Here is a 17,579-nt window from a genome sequence, read left to right as displayed (position 1 = left end):
CGATATGAGTCAAAATAAAACGCTATTTGAACGCTCACAAAAAGTCATCCCAGGAGGCGTCAATTCGCCTGTGCGCGCATTTAAGTCTGTCGGCGGTACACCAATTTTTTTCAAAAAAGGTTTGGGTAGCAAACTATGGGATGAAGATGGATGCGAATATATCGAATACATCAATTCCTGGGGCCCCATGATATTGGGCCACGCACACCCGCAAGTCTTAAAAGCGGTTCAAGAAGCTTCATTTGATAGTTTGTCATTTGGTGCTCCAACAAAAAGAGAGCTTGAGATGGCGGAATTACTCGTCAAACTTGTCCCTAGTATCGAACAAGTTCGACTCGTGAGTTCAGGCACGGAAGCGACGATGAGTGCGATTCGTGTCGCACGAGGATTCACCAAGCGAGATACTTTAGTTAAATTCGAGGGTTGTTATCACGGTCATGCAGATGCGCTATTAGTGAAGGCAGGTTCAGGACTCCTAACCTTTGGAGAACCAAGTTCCGCAGGGGTTCCAGAAGATGTCGCTAAACATACATTGACGTTACCTTATAACGATATCGATGCATTAAAAACGCTTTTTAAAGAAAAAGGTGACACCATTGCAACCGTGATTATTGAGCCAGTTGTGGGCAACATGAATCTCATTATTCCTCATATGGAATTCTTAAAAACATTACGAGAGTTATGCACCAAACATGGTGCGGTGCTTATTTTTGATGAAGTGATGACAGGCTTTAGAGTGCATCTAGGTGGTGCTCAAGCGCTCTATGGCATTACGCCTGATTTGACGACACTTGGTAAAGTGATTGGTGGCGGTTTGCCTGTTGGTGCATTTGGGGGGCGACGAGATATTATGCAATGTTTGGCACCCATAGGTGCTGTATACCAAGCGGGTACATTGTCTGGAAACCCCGTGGCAGTAGCGGCAGGACTTGCAACACTCAAACTCGTGCAAGCTCCAAATTTCTATGAAGAATTAACTAAGAAAACCAAATCACTGGTGGATGGTTTAACAAAAGCCGCACATGATTTAGATGTTAAATTCAGTGCACAATCAGTAGGCGGCATGTTTGGTATGTACTTTAGTGAAAAAGCACCCACAAGCTTTGATGAAATCATGCAAAGCAACAAAGAACAGTTCAATCAATTTTTCCATCATATGCTTTCCTCTGGTTTCTACTTTGGCCCGTCCGCATTTGAGGCAGGCTTCGTATCTATATCCCATACAGATCAGGATATTCATCAAACGATTGAAGCCGCAAAAAAAGCCTTTAAAGTTCTTAAATAAGCCCAATAATTGTTGAATTACAGGGCGTAAGGCTTTATTATTAAAGGTTCCGTTTAATCATTTTAATGTAGTTTATGACTCAATTCGAAAGACCTGAGCAACAAGGTCTCTATAACCCTAAAAATGAGCATGATGCCTGTGGCCTGGGTTTTGTCGCGAACATTCATGGCACAAAAAGTCACACCATTGTGTCGCAGGGACTTCAGATCTTAACCAACTTAACGCACCGAGGTGCGACTGGTTATGATTCAAAATTGGGCGATGGCGCCGGAATCTTAATTCAAATGCCAGACACCCTCATTCGAGATGAGGCTAAAAAATTAGCTATCGATTTACCCGTCTCAGGGCAATACGCATGCGGTCTTATTTTCTTTCCACAATCAACTCAGCATCGCAATCAATGTGAAAAGATCATCACTGACATTATCAAAGAAGAAGGCCAAACATTTTTAACTTGGCGTGATGTGCCCACCAATAATTCTAATATCGCAGATGCTGCGAAAGCTCTCGAGCCGAATATTAAACAAGTGATCATTGCTCAAGGCAAGGAAGTCAAAGATCAAAATCATTTTGAACGAAAACTTTTTGTCATTCGTAAACGAATCGAACATAGTACTAAAAAATTAGGGCTCGATGATCCCGCACAGTTTTATATTCCTTCACTTTCAAGTCGCACGATTGTGTATAAAGGTATGCTCCTTGCAAATGAAGTGGATACTTATTACCTAGATTTAAAAGATGAGCGTGTCACATCAGCATTAGCATTAGTGCATCAGCGCTTCTCAACGAATACATTTCCCGCTTGGGATTTAGCACATCCATTTAGAATGATTGCGCACAATGGTGAAATTAATACGGTGCAAGGTAATGTGAATTGGATGCGTGCACGACATGAAAGTATGCAGTCCCAATTACTGGGTGATGACTTAGAAAAGTTATGGCCACTCATTATCGAAGGCCAGTCTGACTCCGCATGTTTTGATAATTGTTTAGAGTTGTTAGTCGCTGGTGGTTATAGTCTTCCGCATGCGATGATGATGTTGATTCCAGAAGCATGGTCGGGCAATCCTATGATGGATGAAAATCGTCGAGCATTCTATGAATATCACGCTGCACTCATGGAGCCATGGGATGGCCCAGCGGCTGTTGCATTTACGGATGGCCGAATGATTGGTGCGACATTAGATCGAAACGGATTACGTCCTGCACGTTATTTAATGACCGACGATGGAGTCGTCATGATGGCATCTGAAATGGGTGTGTTGCAATTCCCTCAAGAAAAAATTATTAAGAAGTGGCGTTTGCAACCAGGCAAAATGCTTCTTATAGACATTGAAAAAGGCCGCATTATTGATGATGAGGAAGTCAAAAAAGAATTAGCTGCACATAAACCTTATCGTCAGTGGATTGATAGCTCACGTTATTTCTTAGGCGACTTCCCAAAAACAAATTGCAAGATAGAACTTAAAGCTACACTTCTCGATACGCAACAAAGTTTTGGTTATACACAAGAAGATATCAAATTTATTTTGCAACCTATGGTAGCTAACGGTGAAGAGAATTCAGGTTCCATGGGTAACGATGCAGCCCTTCCTGTTTTATCAAAAAAACCAAAACTTATTTACAACTACTTCAAACAATTATTTGCGCAAGTGACTAACCCACCGATCGATCCGATCCGTGAAGAGTTAGTGATGTCGCTTGTAACATTCATTGGACCCAAACCGAATTTATTAGCGGTGGAAGAAACAAAACCCACTACTCGCCTTGAGACAAGTCAGCCAGTTTTAACACTCGATGACTTAGAACAGTTGAAAAATATTTCTAAGCTCACAAAAGATGCATATAAATCACTCGTCCTTGATATTACATACGATGTGAAAGGCCTTAAAAAAGATGATGCTTATGGCATGAAAAAAGCCATCGATACACTCAGTCATGATGCACATAAGGCTGTGAAGGATGGCTATAACATTCTGATCCTATCTGATCGCAATCAATCCAAAGATCGTATTGCGATTCCAGCATTGTTAGCGACTTCGGCGACGCATCAATATCTTGTGCGTGAAGGTTTAAGAACGAATACAGGTTTAGTGGTAGATACTGGTTCTGCCCGTGAAGTCCACCACTTTGCACTTTTAGGTGGTTATGGCGCAGAAGCTATTTGTCCGTGGTTGGCATATGAATCGATGAATGCTATGTCGTCTGATCATGCTCTTGCTCACAAGAACTTTATTAAATCGATTGGCAAAGGCCTCTACAAAGTGATGTCTAAGATGGGCATCTCAACTTACCAATCTTATTGTGGCGCTCAAATTTTTGAAGCAGTAGGACTTAACTCTCAACTCATTAACGCATACTTTAAAGGAACAGCTACGAATATTGAAGGTATTGGCATTGAAGAAGTTGCAGAAGAAACTATGCGCATTCATCAATCTGCTTTTGGATCTGATCCCGTATTAGCCCATGCATTAGATGCAGGTGGTGAATATGCATTTAGAGTGCGCGGTGAAGATCATATGTGGACACCTGATTCGATTGCCAAATTACAACATGCGACAAGAACTAATCAATACGACACGTATAAAGAATATGCAGCCTTAATTAATGACCAAACAAAACGTCAGATGACCTTGCGCGGATTATTTAAGTTAAAAACGAATGACAAACCGCTTGCATTAGATGAGGTGGAATCTGCAAAAGAAATCGTTAAACGTTTTGTAACTGGTGCGATGTCATTAGGGTCGATTTCAACAGAAGCGCACACCACATTAGCAATTGCTATGAATCGTATCGGTGGCAAATCAAATACTGGCGAAGGTGGCGAGGACGCAAAACGTTTCCTGACTTTAGACAAAGATAATACGGTGGCAAATGTCATTGGTCTTAACTTAATTGAAAGTGATATTAAACTTAAAAAAGGCGATTCACTGCGTTCACGGATTAAACAAGTAGCCTCAGGTCGCTTTGGTGTGACTGCAGAATATTTAAGTTCAGCCGATCAAATCCAAATCAAAATGGCACAAGGTGCAAAACCTGGTGAAGGCGGACAGCTCCCAGGCCATAAAGTGAGCGCTTATATTGCAAAACTTCGATTCTCAGTCCCGGGCGTGGGTCTTATTTCACCACCACCGCACCACGACATTTATTCCATCGAAGATTTAGCACAACTTATTCATGATTTGAAAAATGCAAATCCAAGTGCAAGTATCTCAGTCAAGCTAGTATCTGAAACGGGTGTGGGAACTGTGGCTGCAGGGGTTGCAAAAGCAAAATCTGATCACATTGTGATTGCAGGCCATGACGGCGGCACAGGTGCATCACCTATATCATCGATTAAACATGCAGGGACGCCTTGGGAAATTGGACTCGCTGAAACACAACAAACGTTAGTACTAAACCGTTTACGTGGACGTGTCACTGTTCAAGTGGATGGACAAATGAAGACAGGTCGCGATGTAGTGATTGGCGCACTCTTAGGTGCAGATGAGTTTGGTTTTGCGACAGCACCGCTCGTTGTTGAAGGTTGTATTATGATGCGTAAATGTCATTTAAATACATGCCCAGTAGGTGTAGCCACACAAGATCCAGAATTGCGAAAACGTTTTACAGGTCAGCCTGAACATGTGGTGAATTATTTCTTCTTCGTCGCCGAAGAGGTGCGTGAACTGATGGCATCTTTCGGTATCCGTAAATTCGATGATTTGATTGGTCGTACTGACTTACTCGATACACAGGCTAGTATTGAGCACTGGAAAATTCAAGGACTTGATTTTAGTAAAATTTTCTATCAGCCAAATATTGAAAAAGAAGTGTCTCGTCGACATAGCGAAGAGCAATCACACGGCCTTGAACATGCACTTGATAACGAACTTATTAAATTATCAAAATCCGCATTAGAAAAACGTGAAAAAGTAACCATTAATTTACCGATTCAAAATACAAATCGTACCGTCGGCACCATGTTGTCTCATGAAATTGCTAAACGTTATGGTCATGAAGGTTTACCGCAAGACACCATTCAAATTACTTTAAATGGTACCGCTGGACAAAGCTTTTCAGCATTCCTGGCACAAGGTATTTCTATGGAACTTATTGGCGAAGGCAATGACTATGTAGCTAAAGGTTTGTGTGGCGGACGTGTCGTAATTAGACCTCCGAAAGCATTTAAAGTGAAGTCACATGAAAATATTATTGTAGGTAACACGGTCATGTACGGTGCTACTTCAGGAGAAAGTTATTTTAGTGGTGTAGCAGGAGAGCGTTTCTGTGTGCGTAACTCAGGAGCATCTGCAGTGGTTGAAGGTGTAGGAAATCATGGTTGCGAATACATGACAGGTGGTACCGTGGTCGTATTAGGTAATACTGGACAAAATTTTGCAGCAGGTATGTCAGGCGGCGTTGCTTATGTTTATGATGAAGATGGTTTATTTGCAAAACGTTGCAATCCATCTATGGTGTCATTAGAAAAAGTAGAGACACAACAAGTTCAGGCTCATGTGCCTCAGCATTTAAATCAACCCGATGAAGTGATTTTAAAAACACTCATTGAAAAACATCACAAATATACTGACAGTGAACGTGCAAAATTTATTTTAGATAACTGGGATAAGGAAAGAGCGCAATTTATTAAAGTGATGCCAAATGAATATAAACGTGCGTTGAATGAACTTCATGCGTCACTTACAAAGGAAGCTGCATAATGGGAAAAGTCACCGGCTTCATGGAATTTGATCGCATTAGCGAACAAAATATACCACCACAAGAACGCCTAAAAAATTATAAAGAATTTGTACTTCACCTTAGTGACGATGAAGCTAAAAAACAAGGTGCGCGTTGTATGGATTGTGGTATTCCATTTTGCACAACAGGTTGCCCAATTAATAACATCATCCCTGACTGGAATGATTTAATTTATAACCAAAATTGGGAAGAAGCAATAGAGGTTTTACATTCCACAAATAATTTTCCAGAATTTACGGGCCGTCTTTGTCCGGCCCCATGTGAAGCCGCTTGCACACTAAATATTAATGATGATGCCGTTGGCATTAAATCGATTGAACATGCCATTATTGACAAGGCTTGGGAAAATAATTGGGTAAAACCTTTAATTCCAACACATAAAACTAATAAAAAAATTGCTATCGTGGGTTCTGGTCCGGCAGGCATGGCAGCGGCACAGCAACTTGCTCGCGTCGGGCATGCAGTGACTGTGTATGAAAAAAATGATCGTATTGGCGGACTGCTTCGTTACGGTATCCCTGACTTCAAAATGGAAAAAACACACATCGACCGCCGAATGAAACAAATGGAAGCTGAAGGCGTTGTTTTCAAAGTGAACCAAAACATTGGTGAAAATGTGAAGCCTGATGAACTTACAAATAATTATGATGCAGTCATTTTAGCCGGCGGTGCCGAGCATCCGCGTGACCTCCCTGTTCCTGGACGCGAACTTAATGGTGTCATGTTTGCGATGAATTTCTTACCACAACAAAATAAAGTAGTGGCAGGGGATAAATTGCAAAACCAAATTTTAGCGACAGATAAACATGTGGTCGTGATTGGCGGTGGTGACACTGGTTCTGATTGTGTGGGCACATCGAATCGTCATCATGCAACATCAGTCACACAGTTTGAATTGATGCCACAGCCTCCAGTCAAAGAAAATAAAGAAATGGTGTGGCCTAATTGGCCTTTAAAACTCCGCACATCAAGTTCACATGAAGAAGGTTGTGAGCGCGATTGGTCAGTCACCACAAAAAGTTTTGTAGGTGAAAATGGTAATGTCAAAGAAATCATCGCAGCACGTGTTGAATGGAAAGACGGCAAGATTACAGAAGTACCTAATTCAGAATTTAAAATGAAAGCAGATCTCGTATTGCTCGCAATGGGATTTGTAAGTCCCCAACAAAAAATGTTAGACCTTTTTGGTGTAGATAAAGATCAACGTGGCAATGTAAAAGCAACAACCGAAGGTAAGGAAGCTTACATTACATCTAAAGCTAAAGTATTTGCAGCAGGCGATATCCGTCGCGGACAATCCCTAATTGTGTGGGCTATTCGTGAAGGCCGCCAATGTGCTCGCGCTGTAGATGAATTCTTAATGGGAACATCTACTCTTCCACGTTAATTTTTAAAACTTTACTTTTAAAGTTTTAAAAATAATTTATGACTACACTTCAAAACGACACTTTCTTAAAAGCGCTTGATCGACAATCTACAACATACACACCTGTGTGGATGATGCGTCAAGCGGGTCGTTATTTGCCGGAGTATCGAGCCACACGTCAAAAAGCCGGAGACTTTTTAAGTCTTTGTAAAAATCCAAATTTTGCAACTGAAGTGACATTACAACCACTTGATCGATATCCACTTCTTGATGCATCTATTATATTTTCAGATATTTTGACAGTACCTGATGCGATGGGATTAGGTTTATATTTTGTGGCTGGTGAAGGGCCTAAGTTTGAAAGGCCGTTACGTGAAGAAGCAGATATTTATAAATTAAAAATTCCTGATATCGGTAAAGATTTGAAGTACGTGATTGATGCTGTGTCGCAAATTAAAAAAGCATTGCAAGGACGCGTACCTTTAATTGGTTTCTCTGGAAGTCCATGGACGCTAGCAACTTATATGATAGAAGGCCAAGGTGGAACTGATTTTCTAACCATTAAAAAAATGGCTTATAGCCGTCCTGATTTACTCCATCACATTTTAAAAACAACGACAGAAGCAGTGACGCAGTATTTAAATGCGCAAATTGAAGCCGGTGTCGATGCGATTATGATTTTTGATTCATGGGGTGGAGCACTATCTCATCAAGGCTATTTAGAATTTTCATTACCTTATATGAAAGTGATTTTGTCGAGCTTAAAAATGATGAGCGACAAAAAAATTCCATCTATTATGTTTACTAAAGGTGGTGGTCTCTGGTTAGAAGATCAAGTCTCAGCAGGATCAGATGCCTTAGGCTTAGATTGGCAAACCGATATTAAAATAGCAAGAGAAAAAGTGGGCAATCGCTTGGCCATACAAGGTAATTTAGATCCAGCCATTCTGCTCTCGAAACCGGAAGCTATTGAAAAAGAAGTAAAACGAATATTAGATGGATATGGTCATGGGCATGGCCATATATTTAATTTAGGCCACGGTATTTCAGAGCACACGCCACCTGAACATGTAGATGTCATGCTCAATACTGTGCACGAATATAGCCAACAGTTTCACGCTCAATAATTAATTTGTATTTTGCTGAAGTCTAGCAATACGATCATCTAGGCTTGGATGAGTCGAAAATAATTCTTTAAGTCCCATCCCTTGTTCGCCTGAAATGCCAAATGCTGCGATTGATTTTGGTAAAGCGCTTGATTCGTATTGTGATTTAAGGCGTTGAAGTGCTGCAATCATTTTTTGATTTCCTGCAAGTTGCCCGCCGCCAATATCAGCTCTATATTCGCGTTGACGAGAAAACCACATGACAACGATTGAAGCTAGAACACCCAACAGTAATTCCGAAATAATCATTGTAATAAAAAATGCAGGACCAGTGCCTTGTCTAGTTTTGAAAACGACTTTATCCACCGTATAACCGATGACACGAGAAAAGAATAATACAAAAGTGTTTACGACACCTTGAATTAAAGTGAGTGTGACCATATCGCCATTTGCAATATGTGATATTTCATGACCTATGACTGCTTCTGCCTCGTCTTTTGTCATCATTTCAAGTAAACCCGACGAAACAGCTACAAGAGAGCTATTGCGACTCATGCCTGTTGCAAACGCATTGACAGCTGGAGAGTTAAATATGGCAACTTCCGGCATCTGAATACCAACGGCTTGAGATTGTTTTTTGACTATATTCACTAGCCAAATTTCATCAAGCGTCTTTGGGTTTTCAATCGTCACAGCGCCCGACATTCGTTTGGCTGACCATTTTGAAATAGCGAGAGAAATGAAAGCACCGCCAAAGCCCATGACGGCTGCAAAAATTAATAGACTATTTAAATTAAGTCCATTCGCATTAAGAAAAGGCTCTACACCAAGCAGTCGCATGGTAACTGAAAGTACTAAAACAATTGCAAGATTGGTAACCAGAAAATAAAAGATACGTTTCATGTTAAAAATAAGCTTTCGTTAGTTAGTTTGATCAACAATTGCGTTCACTTGCACTGGTACCTTTTGACCTACACGGTATTTTGTTTCTGTCTCTTCTTCAAACTCATGACCGTTATATGAAAATACAGTAATATAGCCTTCCTGAACTCTTTGGTAATTGTCACGTTGTGTGCAACGTTCAGCATTGCCAGTATCCGCTGTTGTATCGTCATTTTGCATACGGTCACCTACGACCGCACCTACTGCGGCACCTACTGCACCCGCAGCTACTTTTCCACTCCCTTTGCCTACACGGCTACCAAGTAAGCCACCCGCGACGCCACCAATAATGGCCCCTGCAATACCTTTTTCTTTTGGAGGAGCAGCTGCAGTGGTTGTTTGGCATGAAGAAATAGGGCGATTGACTTCGATATAGCGAGGTGTCACTCGCTTAACAGTTGCCATATCTGAAAAATCAGCGGCATAACCTAAAGTGCTTGTAAGAAGTGATAAAACAATCGCGATTTTTTTCATGACATTTCCTTATGTTGAAAATTGTTAAGATAACTCATTATTACCTTAAGTTCCATTCTATAAAAAATTAATCTTCTTCTATAATAATTTTTTCGGAAAGACGAATCATACGTTCAATGGGGGTCACCCATACCAAACCATCGCCTTGTTGACCTGTATGTGCCACTTCGACAATAATTTGTAAAACACCTTCTACCAGATCATCAGGTGTGAGCATTTGGATGAGAATTTTTGGTGTGTAGTCTGTTAACTCTTGTTTTAAATCATCAGTGACTTTTTTTAAGCCGTGACCACAGCCATCAACCTTAGTGACTGTCATGCCAGGGAAATTTTTAAGATTCCTCATGGCAGACCGAATCTTGGGTAAGCGGTGTGGTGGAATAATGGCTTTAATTTCTTTCATGATTGTTATCCTATGAATTTAAGCTTCAATGTGAGGCTCTTCAAATTTCTTATAAAGCGTAGGTAATACAAGAAGCGTTAGTATGGTTGACGTAATCAAGCCACCAATCACTACAATGGCTAGCGGCTTCTGTACTTCAGACCCAGGACCTGTGGCAAATAAGAATGGAACAAGCGCTAGTAAAGCCACTGTAGCTGTCATTAGCACGGGTCGCAAGCGTTGTTTACAGCCTTCGGTAATAGCCTCTAATTGATTCATACCATCTCTTCTTAAGCCCTGGATGCATGTGATAAGTACCACACCATTTAAAACGGCGATACCACAAAGTGCTATAAATCCAACCGATGCTGGTACAGATAAATATTCACCAGTAATTGCTAAACCAAACACACCGCCAATTGCTGCAAAAGGAAGCACCGTAATGATCATGGTGGCGTAACGAAGTGAATTAAAAAGCAAAAAGAGTAAGAAGAAAATAGCAGCTATCGTAATAGGAACGATCATGGCCAAATGACTTAAAGCGCGCTGCATATTTTCAAATTGACCGCCGTATTCAAAATAATAGCCACCAGGTAATTTCACTTCGTCATTGATCATTTTTTGGAGCTCTGCTACAAAACCACCCAAGTCACGATCCTTTACATTAATACCAACCACAATTCTACGCTTTGCAAATTCACGACTGATTTGTGCAGGTCCATCTCGTAATTCAATTTGTGCAAGATTTTTTAAAGCAATCTTTGAGCCATTTGGCGCTGTCATGAGCATATCTTTAATAGCTTCGACATCATTACGATGATTTTCAGGAAATCTGACTGCGGCACTATAACTTCGCTGACCTTCGAAAACGCGCGTTGCAATCTTGCCACCAATAGCTGTTTCAATAAAATCATTGATGTCAGAGGCATTAAATCCATATCGTGCAATTGCTTGACGATCTAAATTAATATTAAGGTATTGTTGGCCTGAAATTTTTTCAATTTTAATGTCTGTAGCCCCTGGAATTTTAGAGGCACGTTTTGCAATTTCATCGGCTTTACTTTTAAGTAACCGCAAATCTTCACCGAAGATTTTAACAGCCACATCAGCCCTAACTCCCGTAAGCAGTTCATCAACGCGATCTGAAATAGGCTGCATCATAATCACTTGAACACCTAACAAGAATTTCAGTTTTTCTTGAATGGCATCGGCGATGTCATCTTGTGTCCAACCTTTGGGCCAGTCATTTTTTGGTTTTAAGCTTACGATAGGCGTGGATTCATTTTGTGCTTGAGGATCTGCTGGACTTTCTCCTCGGCCCACAGAAGATATAGCTGACTTCACACCAGGCACAGTCATGATCGCTTTCATGGCTTGTTTTTCCATTTCATTCGACTCTTCCAGAGAGATATTAGGCACACGAAGAATGCCCGGCACAATTGAGCCTTCCTTCATTTCTGGAATAAATGATGTACCTAAAAAAGGAATAATGAAAATTGAAAAAACAAAGGCGCTAACCGCAATCAACATTGTTTTACGTTCATTGTGTAATGATTTTTGAAGTAAAAGAAGGTAAGGCTTTTTAATCCATTGGATAATTTTTGTATCATCACCATTGCCTCCTTTTAAAAAATAAGAACATAAGACAGGCGTTAAGGTAAAAGATAAAATTAACGAAATAAATAAAGCAATCGCAATCGTCACTGCCAGAGGTGCGAACATTTTACCTTCCATGCCTTGCATAGTCATAAGCGGTAAAAACACTAAAATAATAATACCAATACCAAATAAAACAGGCTTACCTACTTCAGTCGCTGACTCTAAAATAATTCGAAGTTTTCCCGTACTTTTGTCATGACCCAGCCTATGAAAAGTGTTTTCAACGACCACGACAGATCCATCGACCATAAGACCAATCGCAATAGTAAGTCCTCCGAGCGACATAAGATTAGCTGAGATACCATAGTAATTCATCGCCATAAATGTCATGAGAGGGGTCAATAATAAGGTCACCACCACGATAAGACTTGAACGTACATCACCTAAGAATAAGAAAAGAATTGCAATCACAAGAATCACACCCTCGATGAGGACTTTAATGACGGTAAGCAGAGCTGCATCGACAAGTTCACTTCGATCGTAGAAGGGTTTAATTTCTAGATTGCCAGGGAGCATTTTCTTTTCATTGATTTCTTTAACGCGCGCTTTAATTCGAGTAACGACTTCTTTGGCATTGCCACCTCGCATCATCATGACAACACCTCCCACGGCTTCAGTATCACCATTTTTAATGAGGGATCCCACACGAACTTCGTGACCAAGCTTTACCTCAGCTACATCTCGCATATAGACAGGCACACCATTACGTTCTTTTAAAACGATGGCACGGATATCATCAAGATGTTGAATAAGGCCTACACCTCGTATGAGATATTGTTCTTCATATTGAGGAAGAACACCTGCGCCACTATTCGTATTATTTTTAGCGAGTGCTAAATAAACATCGCTCAGTTTTAAACCGTAATGACTTAAACGATCTGGGTCGACAAGCGTTTGGTATTGTTTGACATAACCGCCTTGTGAATTAATTTCAGCAACGCCTGGAATACTTCGAAGCAACGGTCTTACGACCCAATCTTGCGCGCTGCGTCTTTCAGTTAAATCTTCTTGAGAAAGCTCTTTAGTGCCATCAGAAGACTTATCTAATGTGTATTGATAAATTTCGCCCAGGCCTGTTGAAACTGGACCTAAAACAGGCGTCACCCCATCTGGCATTTTTGACATAACTTCTGCTAAACGTTCCATCACGAGTTGTCTTGCGAAATAGACGCCTGTGTCATCAGTGAATACTAATGTAATGAGTGAGAGTCCATTTTTATTAAGAGACCGCATTTCAGTTAAGCCAGGCAATCCTGTCATACCGATTTCAATGGGAACTGTAATAAAGCGTTCAACTTCTTCGGGCGATTTGCCGGAGGCATTCGTTGCAATTAAGACTTGAATGTTGGTCACATCTGGGAATGCGTCAACGGAAAGTTTTTTAACTGCAAAAACGCCGGCAAGCATCAGCATTAATGCAATCACAAGCACAACTAGTCGTTGTTGAATGGACCCTCTAACAAGCGATTCAATCATCTTTATTCAAGTTCTTTCTTTTTGCGCTCATTATTAAGATGGAATGCACCGTCCACCACAATAGTTTCTCCGATGGTAATACCGCTTAAGACGCTGATCATGTTGCCATCACGAGAACCAATTTCAATTTCTCTTAGACGGAATTTATTAGGACCTATTTGCGCAAAAACATAACTACGATCATTTTCTCGGACAACGGCTGAGGATGGAACGGCAAGTTTCGATATTTTTTTAGATTGCACGGTTACGGTAATCAACATATCCGGTTTTAACATTTGATTTGAGTTATCTATCTCAGTTCTGATTAATACGGTTCTTGTTTCTGGGTTGACAATATCACCTACATAAATAATTTTCCCTTTGACGCGTGTATCATCAAGCGCCGGAATGTCGATGGCCACTTCTTGATCTTTTTGAATAAAAGCCACTTGTTGCTCTGGCACTTCAGCCACCGCCCAAAGATGATTTAAGTCTGCCACAGAAAAAAGTTCATCCGCAGGCTGAACTACTTGACCAATATTGACATGTTTAGAGATCACAATACCTGCAATGCGACTTGTGACATCACTATAAGAATTAACAGTGCTAGAGTTCGATAGTTTTTGAATAGCAGCTTTTGTCATGCCTAAAATTTCTAATTGATCTTCTGTGGCATCAAATTCCGCTGTGACTGAATCAAGTTCAGCTTCAATGCGTTGCATTTCAGCTTTACTGATCACATCAGCTTCAAATAAAAGTTTTGCGCGAACCACTGCTTTTGTTTTAAGGCCAATTTGTTGCTTAGCTTTAATGAAAATCAATTGTGTTTGGGTGAGTTCAACGCTATTTACTTTGGCTAGAATTTGACCTGCTTTGACAATTTGCCCTAAAGACACCTGAATTTCACTGACGCGTCCGGTCACAGGAGAGCCAATCTTAGCGAGTCGATTTTGTTGAACTTCGATACGACCGGGCACATTCACTGCTTCACTAATTTCAGCCTTATCTGCTTTATCAATTTTGATTTGGCTTTGAATGATAGGCGTAATAACTATTTCGAGCGGGTCTTTCTTCTCTTCTTTTGCAACTTCTTGTTTTTTTGAGCAGCCAACAAGCCCAACCGTCAGCAGAGATAAAATGAGCAATAAATAAAATAAACACTTTTTCATTAGATTTGATTCCTCATGAGTTCAATACCAAGTAATTGTTCAATGTCTAAAATAGCTACAACATAATCATGACGTGCCGTTAAATAATCTTTTTTAACAAGTCGGAAAGTGCGTTGTGCATCAAGATATTCTAGAATACCTCTCTCACCATATCGGTAAGCCGCCTCCACTACTTTTAATACAGATTCAGCTTGATTAAGTAAACTTGATTCAAAGATAGTTACTTGTTGTTGTGCAATTAAATATCTTTGATAAGCAGATTCAACATCGCGGGTTAAGGTAAGTTCTTGATCGCTCAATTGCGCTTGAACTTCTTGAAAGTTAGCACTCGCTTCACCTATTTGTCCTTGTCTTTGATTCCATAAAGGTAAAGGGATACTTAATCCAAAGCGATAACTTGTTAAATCAGGATCCTGATTAACGCCTGCTTTTAAAGTGACGCCAGGGGTGACTAATTTTTCTTCCAGACGTAAACGATTTTCCGCCACTTCAGAAGCGGCTTTAATTTGCTTTATTCTAGGGCTATTGTTAATTTCATTACGTATTTGATTGATATCAAGTTTGATGCTTGAGTCAGGCATGATACCAATCACATCGAATTCATCGGGAATCGATTTCCCAACAAGCCCTTTTAAGTAAAGCTTACTTTCATAAATTTTTAATTTAGCAGCTTGTGCATCTCGCTCTGCCGAAATGAGTTCAGTGTCAGCTTTAATAAGTTCATAACGAGGCGAGTCTCCCACATCTACTTTAAGCGCTACGCGTCCACGAATATCACGTAAAGAATCTCGATCATTTTCTGCAATTCTTAATATTTCTTGATTTTGAATGACATTATAAAAACGTTTTTTAATTTGTAAATTCAAATTTACTTTAGTAGCCAACGAACTAGATTCTGAATATTGCAGTTTAGATTCCGCAATTGCGCGTCTTGCACTTCTTACATTAGGAAATTCAAGTGGCTGGGAAATTGTAACGCCCCAATTATCTTTTCTGTCTTGCGATGTAATTCTGTCTTTGCTGGGGCCTGATCCTGCTTCAATTTCAGGATTTAAAAAAGACTCTGCTGTTTTAATTGATGAGCGTGCAGCATCTTCCTGTGCTTTTAATATATTCATGATGGGATTTTCTTGTGCAGCAAGTTGCAATAATTGCTCTAAAGAAAATTGAGGTGCGCCAATCGCTTGTGAGGCAGTGGAATTCAAGCAAATGAATCCCCAAATGACTAAAAAAAGGTAAGAGCGCATAGGTAAATTATACTGTATTAAGCGTAATTTTTTATAAAATCTGAATACTAAAACTATTATAAAAATCAGAGATTTAAGCGTGATTATTTTGATACAATCGCATCAAAATAGATATAAAAACGGGTGCCTTTTTTGTCTTGTCGGCTATAATAATTGTATCGAATTGTACGTCATTGTGAATCGACTTAATTACGCAAGACCGCTATTTAAGTTTAGCCAAATAATTTTCCCTTATTTTTTGAATTAAATAGGCTTGAACCTAGTCTACCCAACGTGCTCTCATGATAAAATTTTGTCCATTATGAGGCACTTAACAAGCTGTTTTTTATAAAGATTTTTACATTTGAATTTTTCTCGTTTTTTTCTTACCTTTTCTTTATTAGGGACCCTTATTCCAGCCTTCGCGCTTGAATCAATATGGTATTCAGATAAAGATTTAAAAGAAGAGAATATTCAACTTATTCCCCAAGGGTATATCGACCCGTCAGTAAGCGACCCATGCAGTCAGAAGTCTTATGACAAACCTTTATCTTTGGTCGAAGTCACCGAAGCGGCCCTTTGTCGTAACCCTCAAACAAGAGAAGTTTATGCAAACGCTAAAGTTCAATCAGCTCAAGTTGGCGTAGCGCGATCACTATTCTTTCCATCAGTGACAGACACTTTGTCAGTAACAGAAAATAAAAATCGGACAACAAACTATTCGAATGCTACAAACAGAATTGTTGCATCTTATCTTTTGTATGATTTCGGCAGTCGCGATGCTAATTTTGAAAATGCCAATCAGCTTTTAAGGGCAGCAAGTGCCACTCAAAATGCAACAGTCCAAACTGTGCTATTAGCTGCAGTGAATGGCTTTTATCAAGTTCATGCAAGTCGAGCAATTCTCAATGCGTCGATTGAGACTGAGCGTCTTTCTCAAGAAAGTTTTAAATCAGCAGAGGCTAAGTATATTGCGGGCATTGCAACCCCTGCAGACAAACTTCAAGCGCAAACCTCATTTGCCAATGCCACACTTACTAAACTCAGAAACGAAGGCACATTGAAAGTGGCTTATGGAAATCTTGCTAACGTCATGGGAGCGCCTGCAAATATTAATTTTCAAATTGCTGACAGCAAGCTTGATGATATTCCTGAATTAATAGATCAAGATATTGATGCTTTAATTGAGCAGGCAAGGCTCCAAAGACCTGACTTAATGGCTAGTGAAGCACAATTAAAGGCTTCATTAGCTAAAATTGAGTCCGTCAAAGCAGATGCTAAGCCTAAAGTTAGGATTGACGCTTCCAATCAATATGATGAAAATCTATTAGGACAAACCTCTCAAAATACTTCGCAACTCGGCATTTTTTTAAGTATTCCTCTTTTTGAAGGATATAAACCTACTTATCTTATTCGTTCAGCTGAAGCCACTGCAGAACTGAATGCTTCAAAAAGAGACCAGCTAAAACTTCAAGTATCCCTTGATGTATGGACGGCTTATCAAAATTTAAAGACAGCAAATGAATCGATTACTGCGTCTAATGTCTTACTTTTGAGTGCTGAAGAATCTTCGCGCGTAGCATTAGGACGTTACAAAGAAGGCGTTGGAAATATCATTGATACGCTCAATGCACAAAGCGCTTTAGCCAATGCAAAACAACAAAAAATACAATCGGTTTTAAATTGGAATATTGCAAGAACAACTCTTGCTCAATCGATAGGCGTCCTTGATAATGCAATGATTCAAAAATTGCCTGAAAAGAAAAGATAAT

Annotated in this window: 11 protein-coding genes; 5 read left to right on the top strand and 6 right to left on the bottom strand. The window is 40.0% G+C overall.

Annotated features, from left to right (window positions below):
* Window positions 1-4: 4 nt before the first annotated feature.
* The 4 genes from hemL (at window position 5) to hemE (ending at window position 8,521) form a co-directional block, all read left to right on the top strand.
* The gene (hemL, locus tag BN1208_RS06920) at window positions 5-1,285 is read left to right on the top strand and encodes a glutamate-1-semialdehyde 2,1-aminomutase (RefSeq protein ID WP_046489068.1); all 1,281 of its coding nucleotides are present in this window, start codon (window positions 5-7) and stop codon (window positions 1,283-1,285) included.
* Window positions 1,286-1,359: 74 nt separating this feature from the next.
* Window positions 1,360-5,988: a glutamate synthase-related protein gene (locus BN1208_RS06915; protein ID WP_046489066.1), complete on the top strand. Its 4,629-nt coding sequence runs from the start codon at window positions 1,360-1,362 to the stop codon at window positions 5,986-5,988.
* Complete coding sequence (locus BN1208_RS06910) at window positions 5,988-7,415, top strand: glutamate synthase subunit beta (protein WP_046489064.1); 1,428 nt, start codon at window positions 5,988-5,990, stop codon at window positions 7,413-7,415. The genes BN1208_RS06915 and BN1208_RS06910 overlap by 1 nt, the downstream gene beginning before the upstream one ends.
* A gap of 38 nt (window positions 7,416-7,453) precedes the next feature.
* The gene (gene hemE / locus BN1208_RS06905; protein ID WP_046489062.1) at window positions 7,454-8,521 is read left to right on the top strand and encodes a uroporphyrinogen decarboxylase; all 1,068 of its coding nucleotides are present in this window, start codon (window positions 7,454-7,456) and stop codon (window positions 8,519-8,521) included.
* On the opposite strand, the gene htpX is transcribed toward hemE, so the two are convergent.
* The 6 genes from htpX to BN1208_RS06875 all read right to left on the bottom strand — a co-directional run bounded on the left by htpX (window position 8,522) and on the right by BN1208_RS06875 (window position 15,786).
* Window positions 8,522-9,403: a protease HtpX gene (htpX, locus tag BN1208_RS06900; RefSeq protein WP_046489061.1), complete on the bottom strand. Its 882-nt coding sequence runs from the start codon at window positions 9,401-9,403 to the stop codon at window positions 8,522-8,524.
* An 18-nt stretch (window positions 9,404-9,421) separates the two neighbouring features.
* Window positions 9,422-9,916 (bottom strand): glycine zipper 2TM domain-containing protein, encoded by a 495-nt coding sequence (locus BN1208_RS06895; RefSeq protein ID WP_046489058.1) that lies wholly within the window; start codon window positions 9,914-9,916, stop codon window positions 9,422-9,424.
* Window positions 9,917-9,983: 67 nt separating this feature from the next.
* Window positions 9,984-10,319, bottom strand: a complete 336-nt coding sequence (locus BN1208_RS06890; protein ID WP_046489056.1) for a P-II family nitrogen regulator — start codon at window positions 10,317-10,319, stop codon at window positions 9,984-9,986.
* Between the two features lie 18 nt (window positions 10,320-10,337).
* Complete coding sequence (locus BN1208_RS06885; RefSeq protein WP_046489054.1) at window positions 10,338-13,433, bottom strand: efflux RND transporter permease subunit; 3,096 nt, start codon at window positions 13,431-13,433, stop codon at window positions 10,338-10,340.
* A gap of 2 nt (window positions 13,434-13,435) precedes the next feature.
* Entirely contained in the window at window positions 13,436-14,581 is a 1,146-nt protein-coding gene (locus BN1208_RS06880; protein WP_046489052.1) for an efflux RND transporter periplasmic adaptor subunit, read from the bottom strand.
* Window positions 14,581-15,786, bottom strand: coding sequence for a TolC family protein (locus BN1208_RS06875; RefSeq protein ID WP_231854579.1), 1,206 nt, complete (start codon window positions 15,784-15,786; stop codon window positions 14,581-14,583). Before BN1208_RS06875 ends, BN1208_RS06880 begins: the two co-directional genes overlap by 1 nt.
* Window positions 15,787-16,171: 385 nt before the next feature.
* Here BN1208_RS06875 and BN1208_RS06870 point away from each other — a divergent pair, with 385 nt between their 5' ends.
* Complete coding sequence (locus BN1208_RS06870) at window positions 16,172-17,578, top strand: TolC family protein (protein ID WP_046489051.1); 1,407 nt, start codon at window positions 16,172-16,174, stop codon at window positions 17,576-17,578.
* Window position 17,579 lies beyond the last annotated feature (1 nt).

This window comes from Candidatus Methylopumilus planktonicus (genome assembly GCF_000981505.1).
GTDB lineage: Bacteria > Pseudomonadota > Gammaproteobacteria > Burkholderiales > Methylophilaceae > Methylopumilus > Methylopumilus planktonicus.
The sequence above is the reverse complement of the archived record's forward strand: the minus strand, read 5'-3'. Positions and strand labels throughout refer to the sequence as shown.